Origin of the sequence: Shewanella sp. HN-41 (genome assembly GCF_000217915.1) — a bacterium.
Classification (GTDB): Bacteria; Pseudomonadota; Gammaproteobacteria; order Enterobacterales; family Shewanellaceae; genus Shewanella.
The window spans coordinates 118,783-140,543 of sequence record NZ_AFOZ01000041.1; the positions used below are offsets into that span (position 1 = coordinate 118,783).

General features: G+C 49.5%; 14 protein-coding genes and 2 pseudogenes. All 16 read right to left on the minus strand.

The annotated features are described in order from the left end of the window. Positions 1-1,218 (minus strand): ABC transporter permease, encoded by a 1,218-nt coding sequence (locus SOHN41_RS16060; RefSeq protein ID WP_037459396.1) that lies wholly within the window; start codon positions 1,216-1,218, stop codon positions 1-3. A gap of 74 nt (positions 1,219-1,292) precedes the next feature. Continuing rightward, positions 1,293-2,267, minus strand: a complete 975-nt coding sequence (locus SOHN41_RS16065) for an HlyD family secretion protein (RefSeq protein WP_007651003.1) — start codon at positions 2,265-2,267, stop codon at positions 1,293-1,295. Then, positions 2,257-3,687 (minus strand): TolC family protein, encoded by a 1,431-nt coding sequence (locus tag SOHN41_RS16070; protein ID WP_007651004.1) that lies wholly within the window; start codon positions 3,685-3,687, stop codon positions 2,257-2,259. The genes SOHN41_RS16065 and SOHN41_RS16070 overlap by 11 nt, the downstream gene beginning before the upstream one ends. 191 nt (positions 3,688-3,878) lie before the next feature. Continuing rightward, entirely contained in the window at positions 3,879-5,327 is a 1,449-nt protein-coding gene (gene tldD / locus SOHN41_RS16075) for a metalloprotease TldD (RefSeq protein WP_007651005.1), read from the minus strand. A gap of 101 nt (positions 5,328-5,428) precedes the next feature. Continuing rightward, positions 5,429-6,283 (minus strand): carbon-nitrogen hydrolase family protein, encoded by an 855-nt coding sequence (locus tag SOHN41_RS16080; protein WP_037459390.1) that lies wholly within the window; start codon positions 6,281-6,283, stop codon positions 5,429-5,431. Further along, positions 6,207-10,511 (minus strand): YhdP family protein, encoded by a 4,305-nt coding sequence (locus SOHN41_RS16085; protein WP_007651008.1) that lies wholly within the window; start codon positions 10,509-10,511, stop codon positions 6,207-6,209. The genes SOHN41_RS16080 and SOHN41_RS16085 overlap by 77 nt, the downstream gene beginning before the upstream one ends. Continuing rightward, positions 10,511-11,977 carry a ribonuclease G gene (rng, locus tag SOHN41_RS16090; RefSeq protein ID WP_050801850.1) on the minus strand — a complete coding sequence of 489 codons (1,467 nt, stop codon included), beginning with the start codon at positions 11,975-11,977 and terminating at the stop codon, positions 10,511-10,513. Before rng ends, SOHN41_RS16085 begins: the two co-directional genes overlap by 1 nt. Positions 11,978-12,173: 196 nt before the next feature. Continuing rightward, a complete protein-coding gene (locus SOHN41_RS16095) occupies positions 12,174-12,758 on the minus strand; it encodes a Maf family protein (protein WP_007651010.1) in 585 nt (194 codons plus the stop codon). Between the two features lie 2 nt (positions 12,759-12,760). Further along, positions 12,761-13,248: pseudogene (gene mreD, locus SOHN41_RS16100) on the minus strand (rod shape-determining protein MreD). Then, complete coding sequence (gene mreC, locus SOHN41_RS16105; protein ID WP_007651012.1) at positions 13,248-14,258, minus strand: rod shape-determining protein MreC; 1,011 nt, start codon at positions 14,256-14,258, stop codon at positions 13,248-13,250. The pseudogene mreD and the gene mreC overlap by 1 nt, the downstream one beginning before the upstream one ends. A 44-nt stretch (positions 14,259-14,302) precedes the next feature. Next, the gene (locus SOHN41_RS16110) at positions 14,303-15,352 is read right to left on the minus strand and encodes a rod shape-determining protein (protein WP_007651015.1); all 1,050 of its coding nucleotides are present in this window, start codon (positions 15,350-15,352) and stop codon (positions 14,303-14,305) included. Positions 15,353-15,694: 342 nt separating this feature from the next. After that, positions 15,695-19,432, minus strand: a complete 3,738-nt coding sequence (locus SOHN41_RS16115) for a DUF6701 domain-containing protein (RefSeq protein WP_007651017.1) — start codon at positions 19,430-19,432, stop codon at positions 15,695-15,697. After that, positions 19,422-19,872, minus strand: a pseudogene (locus tag SOHN41_RS16120) (MSHA biogenesis protein MshP). The gene SOHN41_RS16115 and the pseudogene SOHN41_RS16120 overlap by 11 nt, the downstream one beginning before the upstream one ends. Further along, positions 19,862-20,716 carry a PilW family protein gene (locus SOHN41_RS16125; protein ID WP_007651021.1) on the minus strand — a complete coding sequence of 285 codons (855 nt, stop codon included), beginning with the start codon at positions 20,714-20,716 and terminating at the stop codon, positions 19,862-19,864. Before SOHN41_RS16125 ends, SOHN41_RS16120 begins: the two are co-directional and overlap by 11 nt. Continuing rightward, the gene (locus tag SOHN41_RS16130; protein WP_007651026.1) at positions 20,716-21,246 is read right to left on the minus strand and encodes a type II secretion system protein; all 531 of its coding nucleotides are present in this window, start codon (positions 21,244-21,246) and stop codon (positions 20,716-20,718) included. Before SOHN41_RS16130 ends, SOHN41_RS16125 begins: the two co-directional genes overlap by 1 nt. Further along, on the minus strand, positions 21,236-21,724 hold the full coding sequence (locus SOHN41_RS16135) for a type II secretion system protein (RefSeq protein ID WP_037459391.1): 489 nt from the start codon (positions 21,722-21,724) through the stop codon (positions 21,236-21,238). Before SOHN41_RS16135 ends, SOHN41_RS16130 begins: the two co-directional genes overlap by 11 nt. Positions 21,725-21,761 lie beyond the last annotated feature (37 nt).

A 21,761-nucleotide genomic window follows, 5' to 3' on the forward strand; every position in this document is an offset into this window, starting at 1 on the left:
CTATAGCCCCTTCACAGCGAATGCTGCGTCCGAGTCAGATTCAGTCGCCACACTATTAGCACTCACAGTAAGAGGCAGTAATTTACGCGACAAAAGGTAAATCAACGGCAACAGGCAGATAAATCCCCAATAACTGCTCATTTGAGCTGCCACGGTTGGCCAAGTGGCGCCGTAGCTCACTACACTAACATGGGACTCAATATAGTGGCTCGATGGCATAATCAGCCGCCACCATTGGGCTAATTGGGGCATCTCATGGGTGGGGAAAGTGATCCCCATAAATGCAAAGGCGGGGGCAAATAAGGCGGTGCAAAAACTGATGACTCGCGCACTGTCTCGCATCAATACAAACACTAAGAGCACTAACAGCCATATTGCTAGCAACATCACTAACTGTGCTAAGAGTAACAGGGCTAGACTGCCCGCCATCGGCAGCGCCAGATACAAATACAGCCAAGTGAGAATGAATCCCCCCTGCAGCATTAATATCGGCGTAAACAAAATCACTTTCGCCAGTACCTTAGGCCAAAAGTGCTCGGTTAATTGATTGGATATGCCAGCGAACTGTGTCACTTGAGCTAAGTGCAGCTCTCGGTTGACACTGTTGGCCATGACTAGCATAGATAACAGTTGCCACAACGCGATCAGCACTGGGGGCACTAAGAAGCCTATATAGTTGTTATTTCGATTAAATAACGCCGTGGTTTGGCTTTTAACTGGGCTTAAATTCACCGCCACTTGGGACTTAGGTATCCCCTTAGCTAGCTGTTTTAAACCCGCGACCTGCAATAACCCCTCACCTAGGGCTAACTGAATTTGGCTTGAGAGTAATTTACCCACCAGCAAAAATTGGCTGTTGTAGCGCACATCGATAGTGGGTTTGTGGCCTGTGAGCAAATCTTTTTTCATATCATAGGGAAAGACTACAAGGGCGTAGACCTTTGCCTGCTGCATCGCAGTGACAGCCGAGGATAGATCGGTAAAGCTTTGCGGATCAGTGACCGGATTAGCCTTAAGCTGGCGGGTCAGCATACGGCTCAATTGGCTATGATCTTGATCGACAATCGCCACGGGCAGTTGCCTAGGCAACCCAGCGCTAAACAGCCACCAAAGGCATAGCACGCTCAGCAGCGGGATATAACTGATCAGCGCCAACTGCCAAGGATCGCGCCAGAGGGCGTGCAGCTCACGGCGAACCAAGGCGATCAGCCGCGCCATAAAGCTCAGCTTATGCGGTTCGCCCTTCATATTGTCCACCGCCTTGGCTCGGGGCATAGGTTCGGTCACAGCCTTTACTCGCCACGCAATAACACTGACATGCCAACCCTTAGGTTCGCTATCGGCTCATTTGGGCGCAACTCCACCTCGAAGGTTCGCATATCAAAATCATGGCCGCTCTCGGTCGAGCGCCATGTCGCAAAATCCCCCATCACACTGATATGGGATACAGTGAATGCCACATCAAGCCCGAGTGCAGGAATATTCAGTTGAATTTTATCGCCTTTATTAAAGCGTTTAAGCTGATCTTCACGCACTTGGAACACGGCCCAAGCATCCTGCATATCGATCAGGCTCACCACCGGAAAACCGCTCGGTGCCAGTTCTCCCGACTGCAATAAAACGTCGCTAATTTCACCGGACTTAGGCGCGCGCATTTGTGTATCGGCCATGATGGCGCTGACCTCTTTGACTGCGCCTTCGGCCATACGAGCATTGCCAGCGGCTGCGGCTTTAGTCTCGGCCCGAGCCCCTTCCTGCGCCATTTGGTACATGGCAAGTGCCGCTTGCTCTGTATACTTTGCCGCCTGCCATTGGGTGAAGGCTTCATCACGTTTTTGCCTTGCTGCCACACCTTCATTGAACAGGTTTTCAACTCGGTTATAGGTGGTTTTAGCCAGCGTTGCCGCCGCTTGTGCTTTGAGCCATTGCTCTTTGGCGGCCATCACCTCTTGGCTGCGGGCACCATTGTTGGCTTCAAGCTGCATCGCCTTAGCGGCATCGCGGCCACCTTCGGCCTGCATCAATTTAGCATCGAGCTCAGGGCTTTCGATCGCAAATAGCAAATCCCCTGCGGTCACACTATCACCGCGGCGAACTAATACCTGTTCGACCCGGCCCGGCACTTTTGATGACACGTTATATTCTCGGGCCTCAATTTGCCCCTGCAACAGGCTCGGCTGCGGACTGTAAGCCAGCTTGAGGCCATAGGCTAAGATAAGGCCTAATGCCACCAACGCCACAAGGGCAAGCATTCGGTTAGCGCGCATTATTTGTCTCCTGCATCAAGCGACTATCGGCGGTGCGACCGATAAATTCATCTAATTGACCACTGATGGCCATTAATCTGGCGTAGGCTTGCACATAGCGATATCGGGCCGCTAGTTGCTGGGTTTTTACCCCGCTCAATTTGAGTTCGGCATCGACTCTGTCGATGGAGGTTGAAAGCCCCTGATTAAAGGCGATGTCCCTCAGGCGTAGATTTTCAGTTGCCAACTCCAGCGAGGTATCGAGCGCTGTGACTTCTTCCTCTGCCTGTAATAGCTGGCGGTAACTTTGATCGACTAACAGGCTCAAGTCTTGCCGCGTTTGCGCCTTGGTATAACGGGCCTGCAGCAGCGCACTCTTTGCCGCTTCCACTTTGCCACTGCGACCGTCACGGCTCAGGAGTGGCACTTTCACGCCGACACCGACGATCCAATCCGGTTCAATCTGAGAAAATAAACTGTCGTCTTCGTACAGGGTGTAATTACCAAAGAGGAACACTGTCGGATGGTATTTACCCTGCTCTAGCGAAACTAAGCCATTGGCCTGCGCTTCCTTCGCCTCTAACAACTTTAGCGCCGGATGCTGACTAAGGGTGACTTGGGTTACGTCCCCTAAAGAGGGCGCATGGGGCAAGAGGAATAATGAGGACTGGGTTTCCAGCAGGGCCGTCGCGCTCTGTTGCAACATGCGCGATAGGGCGATCACCGCCATCTCATGTTGTCGGCGAGCGCTGCCTAAATTGACCTTGGCACTGTCTAAGGCGACTTGAGCATTGAGCCGCTCCACCTTAGCTATTTGCCCTTCACGCTCTAACGCGAGGGCATGGTCAAGGTGTTTAGTGAAGGAGTCTACAAGCTCGGTTTGGGTATTCACTAGGGCCTTAGTGACGTCAACGGCGTAGTATCTGTCCACCAACTGAGTGAATAAGTCACGGGTCGTTAGCTGCAACTCTTGCTGTTTCTCGGCCACCATAGCCGCATGTATGCCTTGGGCGGCGGTGATCTGGCCTCCAGTATAGATAGGCCACATGGCTTGTAAGCTTGCACGGAAGATATCCTGCTCGGTAAAAGGCGTGACAAACATTGAACTCGGGATCCCCGCCAGTACGCCGCCAAGGGCTGGCGGCAAAGTCGCAGGGTCAAGGGAGGCTAAGGGATTGAGATCCCTTAAATCTAATTCGATAGGTTTGTCGAGGTGGGTATAGCTGCCATTTAGGCTTAAGGAGGGCAAATTCAAGCTCTCGCCCGCCGCTTCTTCTCCCTTAGCGCGGTTCACTTCCTGCGATTGCGCTTGCAACTTGTCGCTCACCTTGAGCACTTGTTGCCAAGCCTCGGTGAAGCTGATGGGCTGCGCCGAGGCAGCCAAAGGCTGTAGACAAGGCAGTGGCAATAAACATAGCCAAGCCACACGTGATAGTTTCATTAACACCTCTAGAGTAGTTACTCTAATTTCCTTTGCGAATGATAACATTCATAGCGGGCAGCAGCTAGAACTCGACTCCTTAAGTGTGGCTTAACGCTAGTCGAAGAAGCACTTAAGCCGTCATCCTCGCGAACGCGGGGATCCAGCTTTATGTACTTATACTCTAGGTTCTAGGTTCTAGATTCTAGCTGTTAAGCCGTGCCGCCCACGGTGAGCTTGTCGAGTTTTAGGGTCGGTTGACCGACACCGACGGGCACACTCTGGCCATCTTTACCACACACACCGACACCTTTATCGAGCGCCATATCATTGCCCACCATGGAAATCTGCCCCATGGCTTCGGGGCCGTTACCAATTAAGGTTGCGCCCTTAATCGCTTGAGTGACTTCACCATTTTCAATCAAATAGGCCTCTGATGCCGAGAACACAAACTTGCCCGAGGTAATATCTACTTGGCCCCCGCCAAAGTTAGGCGCGTAAATGCCCTTCTTCACCGACTTAATGATCTCACTCGGATCCGACTGCCCCGCCGTCATATAGGTATTGGTCATGCGTGGCATAGGGAGATGCGCATAGGATTCACGGCGACCGTTACCCGTGGGGGCAACGCCCATCAGGCGCGCATTCAACTTATCCTGCATATAGCCCTTTAAGATACCGTCTTCAATTAATACGGTTCTCTGGGTTTGCACTCCTTCATCGTCGATGCTCAGTGAGCCACGACGGTTGGCTAAGGTGCCATCATCCACCACAGTCACTAACTTAGAGGCCACCTGCTGGCCGATCATGCCGCTGAAAGCACTGCTGCCCTTACGGTTAAAATCGCCTTCTAAACCATGTCCGACAGCTTCGTGTAACAATACGCCCGGCCAACCATTACCTAGGACCACAGGCATCTCGCCCGCCGGCGCATCGATGGCATTCAGATTGACCTGTGCCTGACGTACGGCTTCACGGGCAAAGGCGAAGCACATAGGTAAACCCGTGTCATCGCTGGCCATTAATACGCCGTAGTCATGGCGACCACCGCCACCGGCACCACCGCGCTCACGTTTACCGTTTTCCTCTAGGATCACGCTACAGTTAAACCGCACTAGCGGGCGGATATCCGCCGCCAGCGTACCGTCGCTCGCGGCCACTAGAATTTCTTCGTGCACGCCCGCAAGGCTAACAACCACTTGGATAATACGGCTATCTAAACTGCGAATAAAAGCATCGGCCTCTTTCAGCAGATTGATTTTTTTGACTTCTTCCATGGCCGCTATGGGATCTAAGCTGTCGTATAACGCTAATACTTTTTGACGTTTAAAAGCTTGCACCTGCGTTTGCTCACCAAGGCTTGCAATACCACGGGCTGCTTCGGCCGCCGCACTCAGAGCGGCGGGAGTGATATCGTCGGCATAGGCAAAACCGGTTTTTTCACCACTGATGGCACGCACGCCCACTCCGCGCTCAATATGGAAGCTGCCATCTTTGATGATGCCGTCTTCCAACACCCATGATTCATGGCGGCTACCTTGGAAATAGAGATCGGAAAAATCGATTTTGTGCTGATGTATGATGTTTAAATAGGTTTGTAGGCCATCTAATGCTAACCCACCCTTCAATAAACTCTGCTCTACTTGTGCTAAAAATGGCATCGATGCTCTCTCTGATCCCAAGGGATCTTACTATTCTGAGTATAAAAACTAAGCCGATTGGCTGTACTAATTATTTTTAAAATCAATAATAAAACTGCTTTCTATCCGTTGTGCTTTCCGGTGCTGGATTTTAAACAGGGTGCGATAAAACGATTATGCTGCATAACGGGCATTTTACGCCGAATACTGTGCACCTCGGCTAAATCGACCTCAGCATGGACCCACCCCGTTCCCGCCTGGCGCTGGGCAATAATATTTCCCCAAGGACCGACGACCATACTCTGTCCCCAGGTTTCTCGGCTACCTTCATTATGGGCTCCCCATTGGGCAGCGGCTAAAATAATACATTGGGTTTCGATGGCCCTCGCCTGCAATAACACCTGCCAATGGGCTTCACCCGTCACTTTAGTGAATGCCGAGGGAACGGTAATGATTTCAGCCCCCGCCAGGCGCATCGCCCTAAAGAGGTCGGGAAAGCGTAAATCATAACAGACAGTCAGGCCAATTTTGCCAAAAGGAGTGTCGATAACACTAATATGATCGCCGGGGCAAAAAGTTTCACTCTCGCGGTACTGCTGGGTACCATCGGCCACATCCACATCAAAAAGGTGCAATTTATCATAACGCCCTAAGGTATCACCTTTATCATCAAACAGATAACAACGGCTATACACGCGGCCATCTTCGGCAAGAGCCGGAATAGTGCCCGCCACCATAAATACTTGGTAGTTAGCGGCCAATGCACTTAGCGCCAATTTAAGCGGGCCTTGATCGATCTCTCCAGCATAGGCAAGTTGTGCACTTTCATGGCCGCCAAAAAGCAGGCTGCACTCGGGCAACACGACTAAATGGGGCGCATCGGCATCCCGTACTAGCTCTTTAAGCTGCGACTCGATAAACAGCAGATTGGCGCTGACGTCGCGACTGCTCTGACATTGCAACAGGCTGATGTGCATGGTTATCTCCCTGAAGTTGCTTAATGGGTTCAACGGTGGGCTCGACCTTAGGTGGCTCCAGCATAGGCGTTTCAACCTGAGGTAGTGGAGGTAACAGGGGCTTAACAGCCCCTTGTTCAGTAGATTTCTCGCCTGCTACTGACTCGGGGGAGGCCTCTTTGCCTCCTTCGAGCACTTCCCCCTCGATCGCTGCGGGTGCCACTCCCTCAACTTGCTGCGTATCGGCTTCTGCTTCGGCACGAACATCATCCGCTGTAGCCGAATTCGATACGGGCGCATTCGATTCAATCGCCTTAGGCGCTATCGGTTGAGTATTAAGATCGTCACCTTCGGTGGGTACCGCAACGCCGGCTGCACCAACCATAGGTAGAATAGACTCTGGAATTTCAATCTCTTTACTCTTACGCTCGAGTTCCTCGACAATGGGATCGGCCATAGTTCCCGTGACCCTAAAGCGAATTTCGGAGATTACCTCGATCACAGGCTCAAGCACTTTGGTTAGCGCAAACGCCCCTAAGCCCAAGGTCCAAGCGCTGGTACTGAGCAAGACGACGGTCGGCACGCTGGATGCCAATTGCGGCACAAAGCGAATATCGTAATTTAAACTTTCAGTGGTGAGATCCGTATAGCCACGCACTTTCATATTGCCTGCGATAGCATCCATTTCAGTATCTGTGGTTTTCACTACCCCATTGTCAATTTGCAGATTGCCGCCAAAGGAGTTGAAATACATTCCCTGCCCAAACACATCACTAAAATCGAGGGATAACTTACGTACCAAAGAATCTAAGCTGAAAAGGGAAAAAATCCGGGCGCCCTTATCACTCACCTGGGATAAATGGCCTTTCCCCAATTCAAATTTCACTTTGCCATTTAACGTTTCGAGGGAGAAGGCATAGGGTGCGCCCAGCCAAGAAAGATCGGCCTTAACCTCAAGTGGCGCCTCATTGACACCAAGGTCTATACCCAATTGATTAGTTAGATAATTAAACTGAGTAGCCTTTAACGCTACGCTCAGTTCGGTGTTGTTATGCCCATCCTGTTGCCGCCAGATGCCAGTCCCCTGCAAGTTCACATCTGGGGTGCTTAAGGATAAAGTTTGGATCCGATAACCCGACGCCTGTGGGCTAGCCTGCAACACTAACTGGCCAAAGGGCTTATCGAAGAAGTGAAAATCATCCACATTCACCGCCACCGGCGGTAAGTTCGTTAGGACTTGGTCCGCACCAAAATCCGCCTCAACCTCTTTTTTTACCTCTGGAGAAAAGTAAAACCGACTCGCCACCACCTTAAGCCCCTGGGTCATCCAATTGGGGTAAAAATCGACCCAACCTTCAAACTCACTGGCACTGGCATTAAAGCGCCAGCCAGTATCATTAGGTTTAGCGTGCAATATGAGTCCTGTCAGGCCTTGACCCAGTAAATCAAATTTGCCGATATTGGCATCTATCCCCACAACGGGTGGGAACAAATTCTGCCGAGGGACTTCTTCGTCGGCTAAGATCCCCGAACTTGGGGGCTTAGCATCCTCAGTAACGAAGGCGTTAATCACGGGCAACCAATTGGCTAATTTGCCACTGGTCATATCAATTTGGATATGTCCAAGCTCGGCAATACGGGCCTCATCTGCATCGAATAACCGCCCGAGCAGTAGATCAAAATAGCTAAAACGTGCGCCTGTATCCGCCTCGAAACCACCGACAAACTCAGCCTGTTTGTCGAGCCTGACCATAAGAGTGGCGCTTTGTTGGTCGCCAACAAACTCGGCCAAGAGCGGCCTAGGCTCGTCCGTAGGTTTAGCGAAAGCGCTCGGCAATGTTAAAGACGTGCCTACTAGGTCCGAATCAACCTTGGCCTCTATCTGATAACCTTGGTCATTAAACAGCATATTTAGAGTGCCATTCCAAGCGAGCTTACCTTGGTAGAAGTCGCTCAATGGATTATGAAGCTCGGCGGGTAACCGATTAAGATCCCAGCGACTTTTCATCTCCACATTCAAGCCATAATCTTTACCCACGGGCTTAGTATCAAAACTGAGTTCTAAGGGCTGCTCGAAGAGTTTTGCCTTAATGCCTTTGCCCTCAAGCTTGTCATTGGCAAATTGCACCGTTCCCGTCACACCCGCAAGCGAAATACCGGGCTCAGCAATATAGACAGGGGTATTGTCAAAACCAATTTGGCCGCGGATATCTTCATGTTCACCTTCATAGAGGGGAATACTGATATCTAAATTTCCGCTCACGGCGCCTTGAACTTGCACTAGCTTTAGGGTGTTACCGACGGAATCTGCCAGAGGTGATGCCTGTAATACCTGAGTCGCCGCAAGGCCTTGGGTCGCGAGTTCTGCCTGGATCTTCAATAGTGAATGTATGCCCAGTTCGGGAATAAACACATGGGCACCATCGGCGACCACATCCATTAACTTGCCCTGATTGACCCAAATATCCATTCGAGCATTTTCGAAAAGGGCATCGAGGGACAAGTCAGTCACGGCGGGCCAATCGGGTTGAAACAGATATTCGGCATCGGTGAGGGTAAAGGCGGCCTGAAATACACCCGAGTTGTCATTGAAGGGGAAATTAGCTAACGCCCCCTGCCATAGCACCTGCGCATTTTGGCTTTGCCCCGCCTTAATTGCACCATCGAGATATTCGGCCAAGGCACTACCCATTGCCTTGACGGGAAAATACTTGTCGGCATTGGCGGCGTTTTTCACCGCAACATTGGCGGCCAGAGACATCGACATCGCCGCCCTAAAATCCAATTTCAAGGCCGCATCGATACCTATATCTTGGTTTTCAAACTGCACCTTAGGCAGGCTAAGGCTTAACTGCTCGGTATCAAATAGGCCGGTTAGTTGGCCACCATTGAAGCTTAAAGGCGATTTAAATTGATCGCCAAAATCCACAGTGTAGGCTTGCTCCTGCAATGAAAAGATTAAGGTTTTATCCTGCCAGACTAAGTCAATGTCCAATGGGCTGATATTGGGGACCCCACCCAGTTTTAGCCAATGTAGTTGGTTAATTTCCGTGCTGGCGAGCAAAGGTTGTTGCTCATTTTGGTATAAACGGATCGGGCCGACACTGCCCTCTGGTGAGAGATGATACCACTGCTGGAGCGCGGCCAAATCGACACCAGGGACCAGAGGCATAAGTGGAAAGAGAGTCTGCAAATCAAGCCGATTAATATAGCCGAATAACTCCTTGTCTTGTCGTTTAAGACCGAGTGTCAGCGCCGGCCAATGCACGCCATTGGTGATAAAATCCAGATCCGAGCTAACAAGCTTCCACCCTTTAGATTCAGGTAGCCAGGCAATACTGCCCGATTGGATCTCAAATTTCTGTGGCTTATCCTCCATCGACCACTGTAACCAGCTAGGTTCAAACTGCACCATACCTGAGTTGATACTGCGATGGGCAAAACTAAACCACGCCTTAAGGTTCACGACCCCTTCTAAGGGCAACTTTTGACTCGGATCGTAGGGATGTTGCTGACGGGATGCCCATTCACCTAAATCTAAGGATTGGGCGGCAAGATAAATTTGTCCGCTTAACGTGTCAGGAGCCGCACCGTCACCCTTGATATCCAATTGCAGGCCAAGCAACTCATTGTCGGAGGCGTTATTATCGAGGTAGATATCACCCGCACCGCGATGATGCTCGCCATTATTACGCCAATTTAACTGCCGAATGTGGATAGGACGATATTGATTATGCAGGCTCAAAAGCTGCACTGAGGTATTGGTCAAGGAAAAACGGTCAAGTTGTTTTAGGAGTAACCTGTAGAGCCAATCGGTTTGGGCGGCTTCACTCGGCGCGCTAGTAGGCGTGATATCGGTTAATTTATCGATATCGAGGGCGACATTCACCCCTTCAAAATTCACATCTTCAATCCTTGGACTGCGCGCCAGTAAGGATTGCCAAAAATCGAGCTTGATTTGAACATTTTTGACAATCACAGTGACGGGTAGTTTGTCCTGGGGCGGGATGATCAGATTGACGATACTGATCGCAGGCCCAAAGGCTTGCCACTGGGCGGACAACTCCTCGACTCGCACCTCGATTTGATATTCACTTTTTACATAATCGACAAGCCGTTGCCGCACCTCATCAACCTGAGGCAATAATCCGCGGATCAGGCTAACGGCGAGCGCACACAGAACTAAGAATATCGCTAGCAGCTGCCAGCAGAAACGGCTCAGTTTTTTAGCGGTAAAAAGGGTTGCCACTACATCATCACCACATCGTATTTATGCTGGGAATACATGGGCTCATTCTGCAAACGAATGCGTTTACCTATGTAAACCTCGAGTTCAGCCACTAAATGACTCTCATCGCCGCTTAAGCTGTGGTACACGGCGGGCGAGCAATAGAGTAAGAACTCATCGGCATCGTATGCACGGTTTAATCGAATAATTTCACGGAATATTTCGTAGGAGACAGTCTCAACCGTCTTCATGCTACCTGTGCCATGGCAGGCGGGACACTCGCCACACACCACGTGCTCTAAGCTCTCTCGGGTGCGCTTACGGGTCATTTCGACTAGACCTAAGCCTGAGAAACCGCTCACATTGGTTTTCACCCTATCCTTGGCTAAAGCACTATTTAAACTATTGAGTACACGGGCCTTGTGGTCATCACTCTGCATATCAATAAAATCGATAATGATAATGCCGCCAAGGTTACGCAGGCGCAATTGCCGCGCAATGGCTTGGGTCGCCTCAAGGTTAGTGTTAAAGATGGTTTCTTCAAGATTGCGGTGACCCACAAAGGCGCCGGTATTGATATCGACCGTGGTCATGGCTTCGGTCTGATCGATAATCAGATAACCGCCTGATTTCAGCTCAACTTTGCGCCCAAGGGCACGTTGGATTTCATTCTCGACATCGTAGAGATCGAAAATAGGCGCAGGCCCCGAATAATGCTCAATTTTCTCGGCAATTTCCGGCATAAATTCTTGGGCAAAGGATTGCAACTCAGCAAAGGTGCGGCGCGAATCCACCTGGATCCGATCAAGCTCTGTGCCGACAAAATCACGCACAATCCGCACCGGTAGCGCTAAATCTTGGTATAAGAGTGCCACGCCACGGCGCTGACGTCGCTCACTCACCTTAGACCAGACTCGGCGTAAAAAGGCGGCATCCTGTGCTAGTTCATCTTCCCCAACACCTTCGGCGGCGGTGCGAATAATAAAGCCACCATCTTCATCCACATAGGGTAAAGTGATCTTCTTGAGGCGACTACGTTCTTCTTCAAGTTCGATACGCTGGGAAACGCCCACATGGCTAGAGCCGGGCATAAAGACTAAGTAACGGGAAGGCAGGGTGATATCCGTCGTCAGGCGAGCACCTTTAGTACCCAGCGGATCTTTCACCACCTGCACCATAATATCTTGCCCCTGACGGACTAGCTCGGCGATATCACGAACAACGAAATGGCCTTTCTCCACATCGGCGACACATTCGGTATGCGGCACTATATCGGAGGCATGTAAAAAAGCAGCTTTATCTAAGCCTATATCCACAAAGGCGGCTTGCATACCGGGCAATACTCGGCTGATTTTACCTTTGTAAATATTACCAACTAACCCCCGCTTCATGCGGCGTTCAATATGCACTTCTTGCAACACGCCGTGCTCGACTAGCGCCACGCGTGCCTCGGACGGGGTTACGTTAATCAGTAATTCTGAACCCATCTTGCGCTGTATTTTATTTGGATTTAAGCGACTGGTATTCACGACTCACCCCATTCGGGAAATTAAATTAATTAATCGAAACAGTACATTCTCTAAGCATGAAAACCGATTATACCCAAGCGACCTGAAGATACGAGTTTCAGCATCTTCAGGCTGTTTGGGTATACGCATTTTTAGGCAACTGAAATGCTCAGAGTTACACTAATCCGACACTCGCCAACAACTCGCGGGTCTCGACCAAAGGTAACCCTACAACGCAGGAGTAACTGCCTTCAATCGATTCGACAAAACACCCCCCCAATCCCTGAATGCCATAGCTGCCCGCCTTATCCATGGGTTCCTTCGAGGCGACATACGCCTCGATATCCGCATCGGTTAGTGTGCAAAAACGCACTTGGGTCTCGACTAAGCGCACCTGGGTGTGTTCATCACAGGCCAAGGCAACAGCTGTCATCACAGTATGTGTCTTACCCGACAATGCACAGAGTATACGTTTTGCATCGGCTTCATCGATAGGCTTACCTAAGATCTCGTTTTCAAGCACTACGATAGTATCAGAACCTAATACAGCAGGTTGTGACATACCATGACATAATGCACGTCCAGCCTGGGCTTTCTCGGCGGCAAGACGTTGCACATAATCCCGTGGCGCTTCACCTTCGAGGGGAGTCTCATCAATGTCGGGAGCCACCTGAACAAAACTAAAATCAGCGCGTCCCAAACCAATATTCACCAGCAACTCTTTACGACGGGGAGAAGTTGAAGCTAAAACTAAATTCACCGTTAACGAACCTTATAATGACGTCGAACCCGACGTAAAATCCAAAAATCCAAGGCCAAATCACTAAACCAGAAATCGCGGGTAAAAAGAGATCCGAGTGAAACACGGCACCATCCATCACAAACTCAACCCAGTAGACGACTAAGTGATAAATACAAATCAACACCATCACCACCAGCGACTGTTGCCACTTAGGAAAGTTTCGCAGCCGCTGACAATGCAGAATCGCAATGTAGATCACCAGCGACATCGCAAGGGAGTGCACACCTAAGGTCGCGCCAAGCAAAATATCCAATGCGAGTCCTAGCACCCAAGCAGTCAGGATGTTATATCGGTGGGGCAGCGCAATTGACCAATAAATCAAAATCATCAATAGCCAATCGGGACGCCAAGCCTCGACAATCGTAGGCAAAGGCATAATTTGGCTTAACAGTCCGACAAATAAGGTCAGCCATACCACGAGTCTGCCATTTGCAGCTTGTAAACTCATTAGTGCACCTCGGCTGGCGGTTGAGTGGTGGCAGCGCCCGATGCACCATTCACATTTGTTGCAGCGCCCTGCGTCATGTTCGCCGAGCCTTGAGTGCTGTTTGGCTCACCATGGGTCGTATTGGGGTCCGGTTTAGCCTCTTCAGGCGGATTATCCGCCGCAGGCACAGGTATTTGATGCGGTAAGGTCACACCCGAGTCGGGGGATGGCCAAATCAGCAATAAATAACGAATGCGGTCGAGGGCGGCTAAGGGTTGGGCCGTCACCCTTGCATAACTCTGTCCATCCTCGGTCTGCACTTCGATCACCCGTGCGACGGGATAACCTTCTGGGAAGCGATTACCTAGGCCCGAGGTCACTAACAAATCGCCCACGCGAATATCGGTACTCTTAGCCACATGACGCAACTCAATCTCATCGAGCTCACCCGCACCATTGGCGACTAAACGCACATCGTTACGGGTAATACGCACGGGTAAACCATGGGACACATCGGATAGCAAGAGCACGCGGCTGGTCATCTCACTGACCTGCACTACTTGACCGACAACGCCCTGGGCATCCACAACAGGTTGTCCGACAAACACCCCACTGCGAGAACCGTGATTGAGCACCACATAATGGTGGGCAGGATCGCTGGCCACTTCCATCACCTCGGCCACCATCTTGCGGGAGTCTTGATATGCGGGCGAGCCAAGTAAAGCGCGCAAACGCTCGTTCTCCTGACGCAGGTGTTCGAAACGCTGCAGGCGCTCACTCATTAATAACTGTTGTCTTAACAGCTCTTTATTTTGCAGCGCCAACATATTACGGGTCGCAAAACTCTCAGACGACCAGTCGAGCATAGCGCCGGGAAGACTGGCGAGATACTGAATGGGACTTAAGGCTGATGACAGGGATTCACGGGCAGGATCGAGGCGGTGATTAGCAACGAGCAAAATCACCGACAAAATTATTGCCAGTGTTAAACGGAATTGGTTCGAAATACCACGAACAAAAATAGGCTTCATAGGAAAGCTAAGGCGGTGATTAACCGCCCCATTCCGAAGTTAGATTAGGTTTCTTCGGAGAACAGATCGCCGCCGTGCATATCAATCATTTCGAGGGCTTTACCACCGCCGCGGGCTACGCAAGTCAGAGGATCGTCCGCCACCATGACCGGAATTCCGGTTTCTTGCATTAATAAACGGTCTAAGTCACGCAGTAAAGCGCCACCACCGGTTAACACCATGCCACGCTCAGAGATATCAGAGGCTAATTCTGGTGGTGATTGCTCTAATGCCACCATAACCGCACTCACAATGCCCGATAATGGCTCTTGCAGCGCTTCTAAAATTTCGTTGCTGTTCAGTGTAAAGCTACGAGGCACTCCTTCGGCCAAGTTACGGCCGCGAACTTCGATCTCTAATACTTCATCGCCAGGGTAAGCAGTACCAATTGTGTGCTTAATACGTTCAGCGGTAGCTTCACCAATTAAGCTGCCATAATTACGGCGAACATAATTGATAATGGCATCATCAAACTTGTCACCACCGATACGCACGGAGGATGAATATACCACACCGTTCAAGGAGATAATCGCGACTTCAGTCGTACCACCACCAATATCGACCACCATAGAACCCGTCGCTTCAGAGACAGGTAAACCCGCACCAATCGCCGCCGCCATTGGTTCTTCAATCAAATACACTTCACGGGCACCTGCGCCCATGGCTGACTCACGAATGGCACGGCGTTCAACTTGCGTTGCGCCAACGGGAACACAGACTAAAACCCTTGGGCTTGGGCGAAAAAAGCTGTTGTTATGCACTTGCTTGATAAAGTGCTGCAGCATTTTTTCCGTCACATAAAAGTCAGCGATCACACCGTCTTTCATTGGACGAATAGCTTGAATATTGCCGGGTGTTCGCCCTAGCATTTGTTTGGCTTCTGTGCCGACTGCGGCGACAGATTTCTGACCAGAGCTGTTACGCTCACCACGTATAGCAACAACAGAAGGCTCATTGAGGACTATGCCTTCGTCACGAACATAAATTAATGTGTTAGCTGTACCCAAATCGATCGATAGATCATTAGAAAAAATGCCACGCAGCTTCTTGAACATGTAACTAGCCTGTATTCTGTGGAGTCAGAAGAAAAGAAAAATCAGCTAACTTTATCAATGCCACCCTGATTCCACAAGACCGTTGAGGTTAACAATCGCTAATGGAGTGATTTTTTTTCAAATGCGCCCCTCAAAAACAGTATTTAACCGGAAAACACGCTTTATTGGCTAAATTTAAAACAACCAAAAACCGAAAGACACTCAAGCTCGCAACATAAACGAGACATTCCTTTTGCATTCTCAGTGTCCACTCACCCGCCCTCGAGTGTCTAAAAAACATCCAGGCTATAATTTACCACTAAAGCGATGTACAAATTTAGTGGGATAGATTACTAAAACTAATTAATTGACCTCCCGCCAGTAGATGATTCTGTCATGGCCTCGGTAACGGCCAAAAAAGGCACTCGCACGGGGATCGGATAAAGCCGTTGGTGTTATGTCATTCCAGTTCCAATACCATTCGAGCCATGTGGGCACATCTAATGGCGCCGTCACTTGTCCGCGGTATAAGTTGCCACTTGAGGTTAGTGCTCGCCACAGCAAATCGAATTGGCCCATTTGAAATGCCGATGTCGCACCGGAACGGTTAATGCTCTGCCCTGTGGTTAAATCTGGGTCAAAGTGATAGCCAAGGCCAGCGTTATCCACCTGCGAACCTAAACCATAGGTGGCGACAGTGCAGCTATCATCCCCATTTAATACCCAATTCGCCCCATTCCAATATTCGGTCCGAGTCGGCATCTTCAGGGTTTCGGTCTCAGGGCCGTAGGTGTTGTCCATGGTGGCGCGGCCATGACGCAGAGTTTGAGTGCTGATGTTCTTAGCATTACAGAGAGTGCAATTGCCTGCCGTTGCCGCATCCATATCCGGTGAGGCCACATAGGCATAGATACCATTGGGACGCGGATCGTTATCCAGCACTTGTACCCCAATATCGAGCGACTCGAAGGGGCCATCTTGATATAGATTCGTCGTCACATTCGGAGTCACTCGGTTTAAATAAGCCCGGTAAGCACCATCGACCGTCGCCACACCTTGGATCCAACTCGCCGCATTGACGGGCAAGGCACTTAAGCGGCTCTGTAAGTCGACACCATTGTTATTGTTTTCACCCACCAACTTTGCCGTCGCTAGGGAAAATGGTGGGAAATAGTTTTGCGTCACATCCCCACCGATATTGAGCGCACTTAGTGTCATTGACATAGGGAACGGCTGATCCATATAGCTAAAGCTGCCACAGGCAGAAATAACAGAAACATCACCCACTAAAAACCTGTCGGGCACAAAACGACCTAAATTGGCAGAGTAAGCAATGGGAATATTTAAACTGCTTGCAGCGCCCAGATAGTTCGGCGTCGCCTGCGCCGCGATTTGGAAGACCCCTACCTCACCCATAGTCTGATTATTAAGGCTATTGAGATTATTCGTTTGCGCAGTGTGATGATAGGATCTCACCCCTAACACCCCATTGTGCCCGCCACTGGCTATGGCCGGCGCAACCACTTGACTGGTGAGTGTCATAGTTGTATCGCTAAAGTTAGTTGTTGGCAGGTTACCGCTGCAAAAATCGGGATCACTATCGGACTGCCAAGCCACAGCTTGCACTGTCATACCAAAATCTTGCCCCGCCTTGCGATAGACATTACAGCTCATATTGGCACTTGGACAAAGGGCGCTGGCATCCACGGGTTTGACGCATAATCCCGCCGGCACACTGACAAATTGATCAGAGCCCGTCATCACTAAATCTTGTTCATCCCCTGTTCCAGTGTATTTAGCCTCTAACTGCAACTTGCCCGCATCGGGGTAATTGACTGAGATACTGGACTGCCCTTCGACATCAAACACTAGGTTTAATGCCGTGGGCGCAGTGCTCGAGGTGCCGATCGCCGAACTATTAATAGTGACGGCCTTAGGCGAGATCGGGGTACTTGGCGTTTGATAAACACTCCAAAAATTTAAAGTCTTAGTCTGATTTTGAAAACTCGGCACACATTGCTGGGTTGCATCGGATTTTTTTACCGCTTTGACTAACACATCGACGGGTTTATTAGCCAGTTTATCGGGTACATCGAAAATAAAACCGCTATCGGCAAAGGTGAGTGAGCAATTATTTTCACTTAACGCGCCCGCCCCAATCCGGCACAGGGTTTTACTTAAAGGTTTGGTTGTCGGGCTAGAACCTTTTACGCCCAAGGTCACGATACCTGGGGTGTTACGTCTTAGCTGTAACTGAGTACTGCCATTATTAAAGCTCACTTGATTACCGCCAATCCATATGCCTTCGGAGGTGGATTCGGGTAATAGGGTCGCCGTCAAAGGATCGGTAAAGAGCTGGCTACAACTGGCATTGGCACAGGCTCTTATGGTCACAGTCTCTGGATTACAGGTTAATCCCTGCCCCGTATGATCAAATTCGAAGTGATCGATTTGGGCACCGATAGGATTCGATTTAAGTGCACAAATCTGCACATTATCAATCTCATGGTTGTTATTCGAGCCACCAGTCGAACCAGTAAGTGAGAGTAAGAAATCACTCGGGATCGCCGCTTGTCCAGTTTGCGCGATGGCATTAAAGGCGGGAATTAAGGTGACAAATCCTGACCCCGTATTACGCTCAATCTTCACCATCGACTGACCCGAGACCTGCGAGTCTATGGTGATTTTATATCGGTGCGCAGGCGAGACATTGTTGCCATCGACCGTGGGAGATAAACAGTTGCCACTGGTATTGCTAGTACCGTTATTACAGGTGCCCCGCAAATAGCGGTATCCAGAGGTGCCAGCACCAGAACCTCGCACCGCAACCGACTGACGACGCTGACCGATATTGTAACTACCGCCTTCGCCGGAAAAGTTACCAAACTCATCGATCCCGACACCCAACCAACCGCCAGCAAAACCGCTAATACCGGGTTTAAAGCCATAACCTAAAGGCCCACCAAAGGCGCCTGGCTGAGGTGTAATGGCGGCGTCTGATAACACCAGCGCGATACCATCGGCACCACTGCCACCATAGGCATAATGGTTGAATTGGATCTCGACTAAGTTATTGGCGGCGGGGAATAATCTTTGATAGGTCGAGGCGGTGGATTGATCTGATTTCGCCTCCGTTAAACGCATACGACCGCTGACAATGGCCGGAGTGAAGCTGCCACTACTGCGGGAAACAACCCAATCATTACTTAAAGCACTCTGGGAGAAATTATCATTAAAACATTGAAGCGGCGGTAAACCATCATTAATTTTGCCATTAGTATTAATTTCTAAGTAACGACTAGTGACACGTCCGTTAATAATGGCATCATTATTAACGGCGATTTTATTATCACTGTAAACACGCCCATTTAATAATGTTGACCCAGTTAAACTAACATCGCCATAGGCAATAATTAATGCCGAAGCGCTATTAGCCTCATTAAACTTCGCACTATTTAATCCAAATGATTGCAGAGTAAATATTCTGACATTACCCTGCAAAACAACTTTAGCATTCTGGTTTAACGTAAAATTTCGAATCCAGTAATCCCCTTCGGGTAATACGAGTGTTGCCCCACTTCCAAGTTCGATCGAGTTAAATCGGTACTCATTTTGGCTGGCTGATAATGTAAGAGAGCAAGCTGAATAAAGTGCAATGTTACTAAACTGATTTTGCCCATTCGCACCAAGGGTGAGTTGTTCTCCAGTATTACAAGAACCCACACCACCACCGTTACCATTACTAGATAAAAACGCATTATTCCCAGTTAAATTTAAACCTCGGATATCCGAATAATCTATTGTGCATTTACGAACGCCACCAAAGCCATCATCACAACTACTGTTTGAAAGTCCGCTGCCATCATTGCTCGAGCAATAATCTAAGCTTTCACCGCCAGTACCATTGATTATGCCGAGGTTATTTATCTGAAGCTGAGGATATGAAATTTGATGACACACATTTGAGTTATTACCATGGTGCCCTTGAGCAACTTTGGCAAAAATCACGTTCTGATCTATAGGATCGAATGCCATTGAAGATGTTGAAAATATCAACATTAAGATAGCCATTACGGCGTGATAAAAATGCTTAATTGCCACGGGCTTCTACCTCTACTTGACGGCTAACACGGGTATCTCCACTCTCGCACACCGCTTGGCTCTTAATGTGGTACTGGGTGACAGAACCCACAAAATAGAACGTACATTGTAAAGTCACGCTACAGGCATGAAAACCTACCACAGCGGGGGGCGTCCAAGTGCTATTTGCCGAACAAACGCCCACGGTACCATTAAGCGGGAATAATTGCGCCAGCGCCGCATCGGCACCGCTATTCGCCGCGGCTAATGCCCCGAGTTCCCCACACTTCCTGAGTCAACCCAGTATCCGCATCTTCGACTATGTTAATCAGGGCTGACGCCAATAGAAACATCACTGTGATAACAAAAATGCCAATAATGAGTGCGCTTCCGCCTTGGTGCATGGGCAAGGTCACCCTACGAGGTCTTGGGCGCTGCGGGCTAAAAATGTTAGGGGACATTGATCACCTGCACTTGATGTCGATATTGGAAGGTTTCACCATTAACAGTAAATCTAGGCTGCAAATGCACCATGGCATTATTCACTAAGGTGGATGGCGTTAATGCCATTGGCAAATCACTGTTATTGACTAGGCTATTAGCCATATTTTGCGCCATCAACACCCCCGTCCCCATATCGATAGGGCGAGGCTGACTGCCATTAAACTGATAACCCGTATAACGCTGCAACACTAGATCATTACTACTGACGGCCTTTTCAAAACAATAACTCACGGGAGCCGAGCCAAAATAAATCCGCTGCCGCGGTGAAGCCTCGGCAAAACGAGTTGACGCCATAAAGATAAGAGTGACTTGATTCCCAGATGTAGCAATGGTTTTTATCTGTGCCCGTTTTTGTCTGGCACTGTTATAGACATCGCTATCGGTCAAAGGGTAAATCCAAACATATTGGTTGGCCGCGATCTTACTGGTCACATCGTCTAATATCACAGTCCCCGAGATTGCAGCGACATTAGGTGCAATGGGCATAGCTAAATAAGTCGTGCTGGCTTCGGTAGGCACAAATTCAATACATTGGTAGGTTAACGAATCGCTATTAATACGCACACTGCTCGGCAAGGCGCTGCGCAGCTCACGGGTCATGCGTTCGACGGCAAAACGGCTCTGGCTTAGCACTTGGTCAACCGAGCTCGATTCGACAAAAATTCGCGTACCAAAAATAATAAAACTGCTCACCCCCACCACTAAAATACCCAAAATTAAGATAACGGTAACCATCTCGACCAAGGTAAATCCTCGAGCGGAGTGTCTAGCATGGGGTAAAAAAGCGGGTTGGGAGCCCATTAGTAATTACTCCTCACTATATTGTAAGTAATCACTTCGCCATCGGGTGTTGTCACATTAATAGTCACGAGTTTAGTATTAGGCCCAGTGCCATAGGCGACAGTGACACTTAAACGATAGTTAGGATAAGCCTGCGCATAGGTTTGGCTTGAGTTGAGCATAGCCTTGGTTTCATTTAAACCGTGGTAATCGTCAACATCGTCATAATCGTTGCGACTTTCTCCAGATTCACTGCCTAATACCGTAGAACAACCCATCCCTAATGGGCTATCGCAGGCGGGTACGCCCCCATTGGCATTAGTCTTTTCATCGTAGCGCTTACCCCAGATTTCATTCATCACCGAATGGGCCAGCTCAGCACTTTGCACCCTATGTAAGGTCTTCGCCGCACGATCCGCCTGGGGAAATAGCATACTGCTGAGCATCACTATGGCAATGGCGATCACTAACATGCCCACCACTAACTCAATCAGGGTAAATCCCCGGGGGTGAACAGGGCTTAATCGAATACCTCTGGCGCTAATTGGCATAAATGTAACCCTCGCTAGAGATATTGATGATCACAGTCTCATTGGCGATGACGTTAATACAGTTGCCATTACAGCCTAACAAAGGCCTGCCATGGGGATCAAAATCAATATTAAAACCTCTAGCATCATTACTCACTAATGCAAGGCTCGCTCCGCCTTGGAATGCTTGAGCATAGAGTGGATCTGGTGAGAGCGCAGCCCCGGTGCAACCGCTGTTATCACGGCTTGCAAAGTGACTCGCCTGATAACCTGAACTCGATATGGCAAGGCGATAACATCTATCGGTATTATTGAGGGCCTTTTGCTGCACTTGACGCAGTTCGGCGATAAATTCATTACGCAAACTATAGGCGCTATAGGATGATTGGGTAAACAGACGTGGCAAGACAGTCACAGCCAAAATCGATATCAAGATAATGGTCGTCACTAACTCAACTAAGGTAAATCCAGTCTGTTTCGCCATGGGAAAATTAACCATTGTCCATATTAGGTTCTAGGTTCTAGGTTCTAGGTTC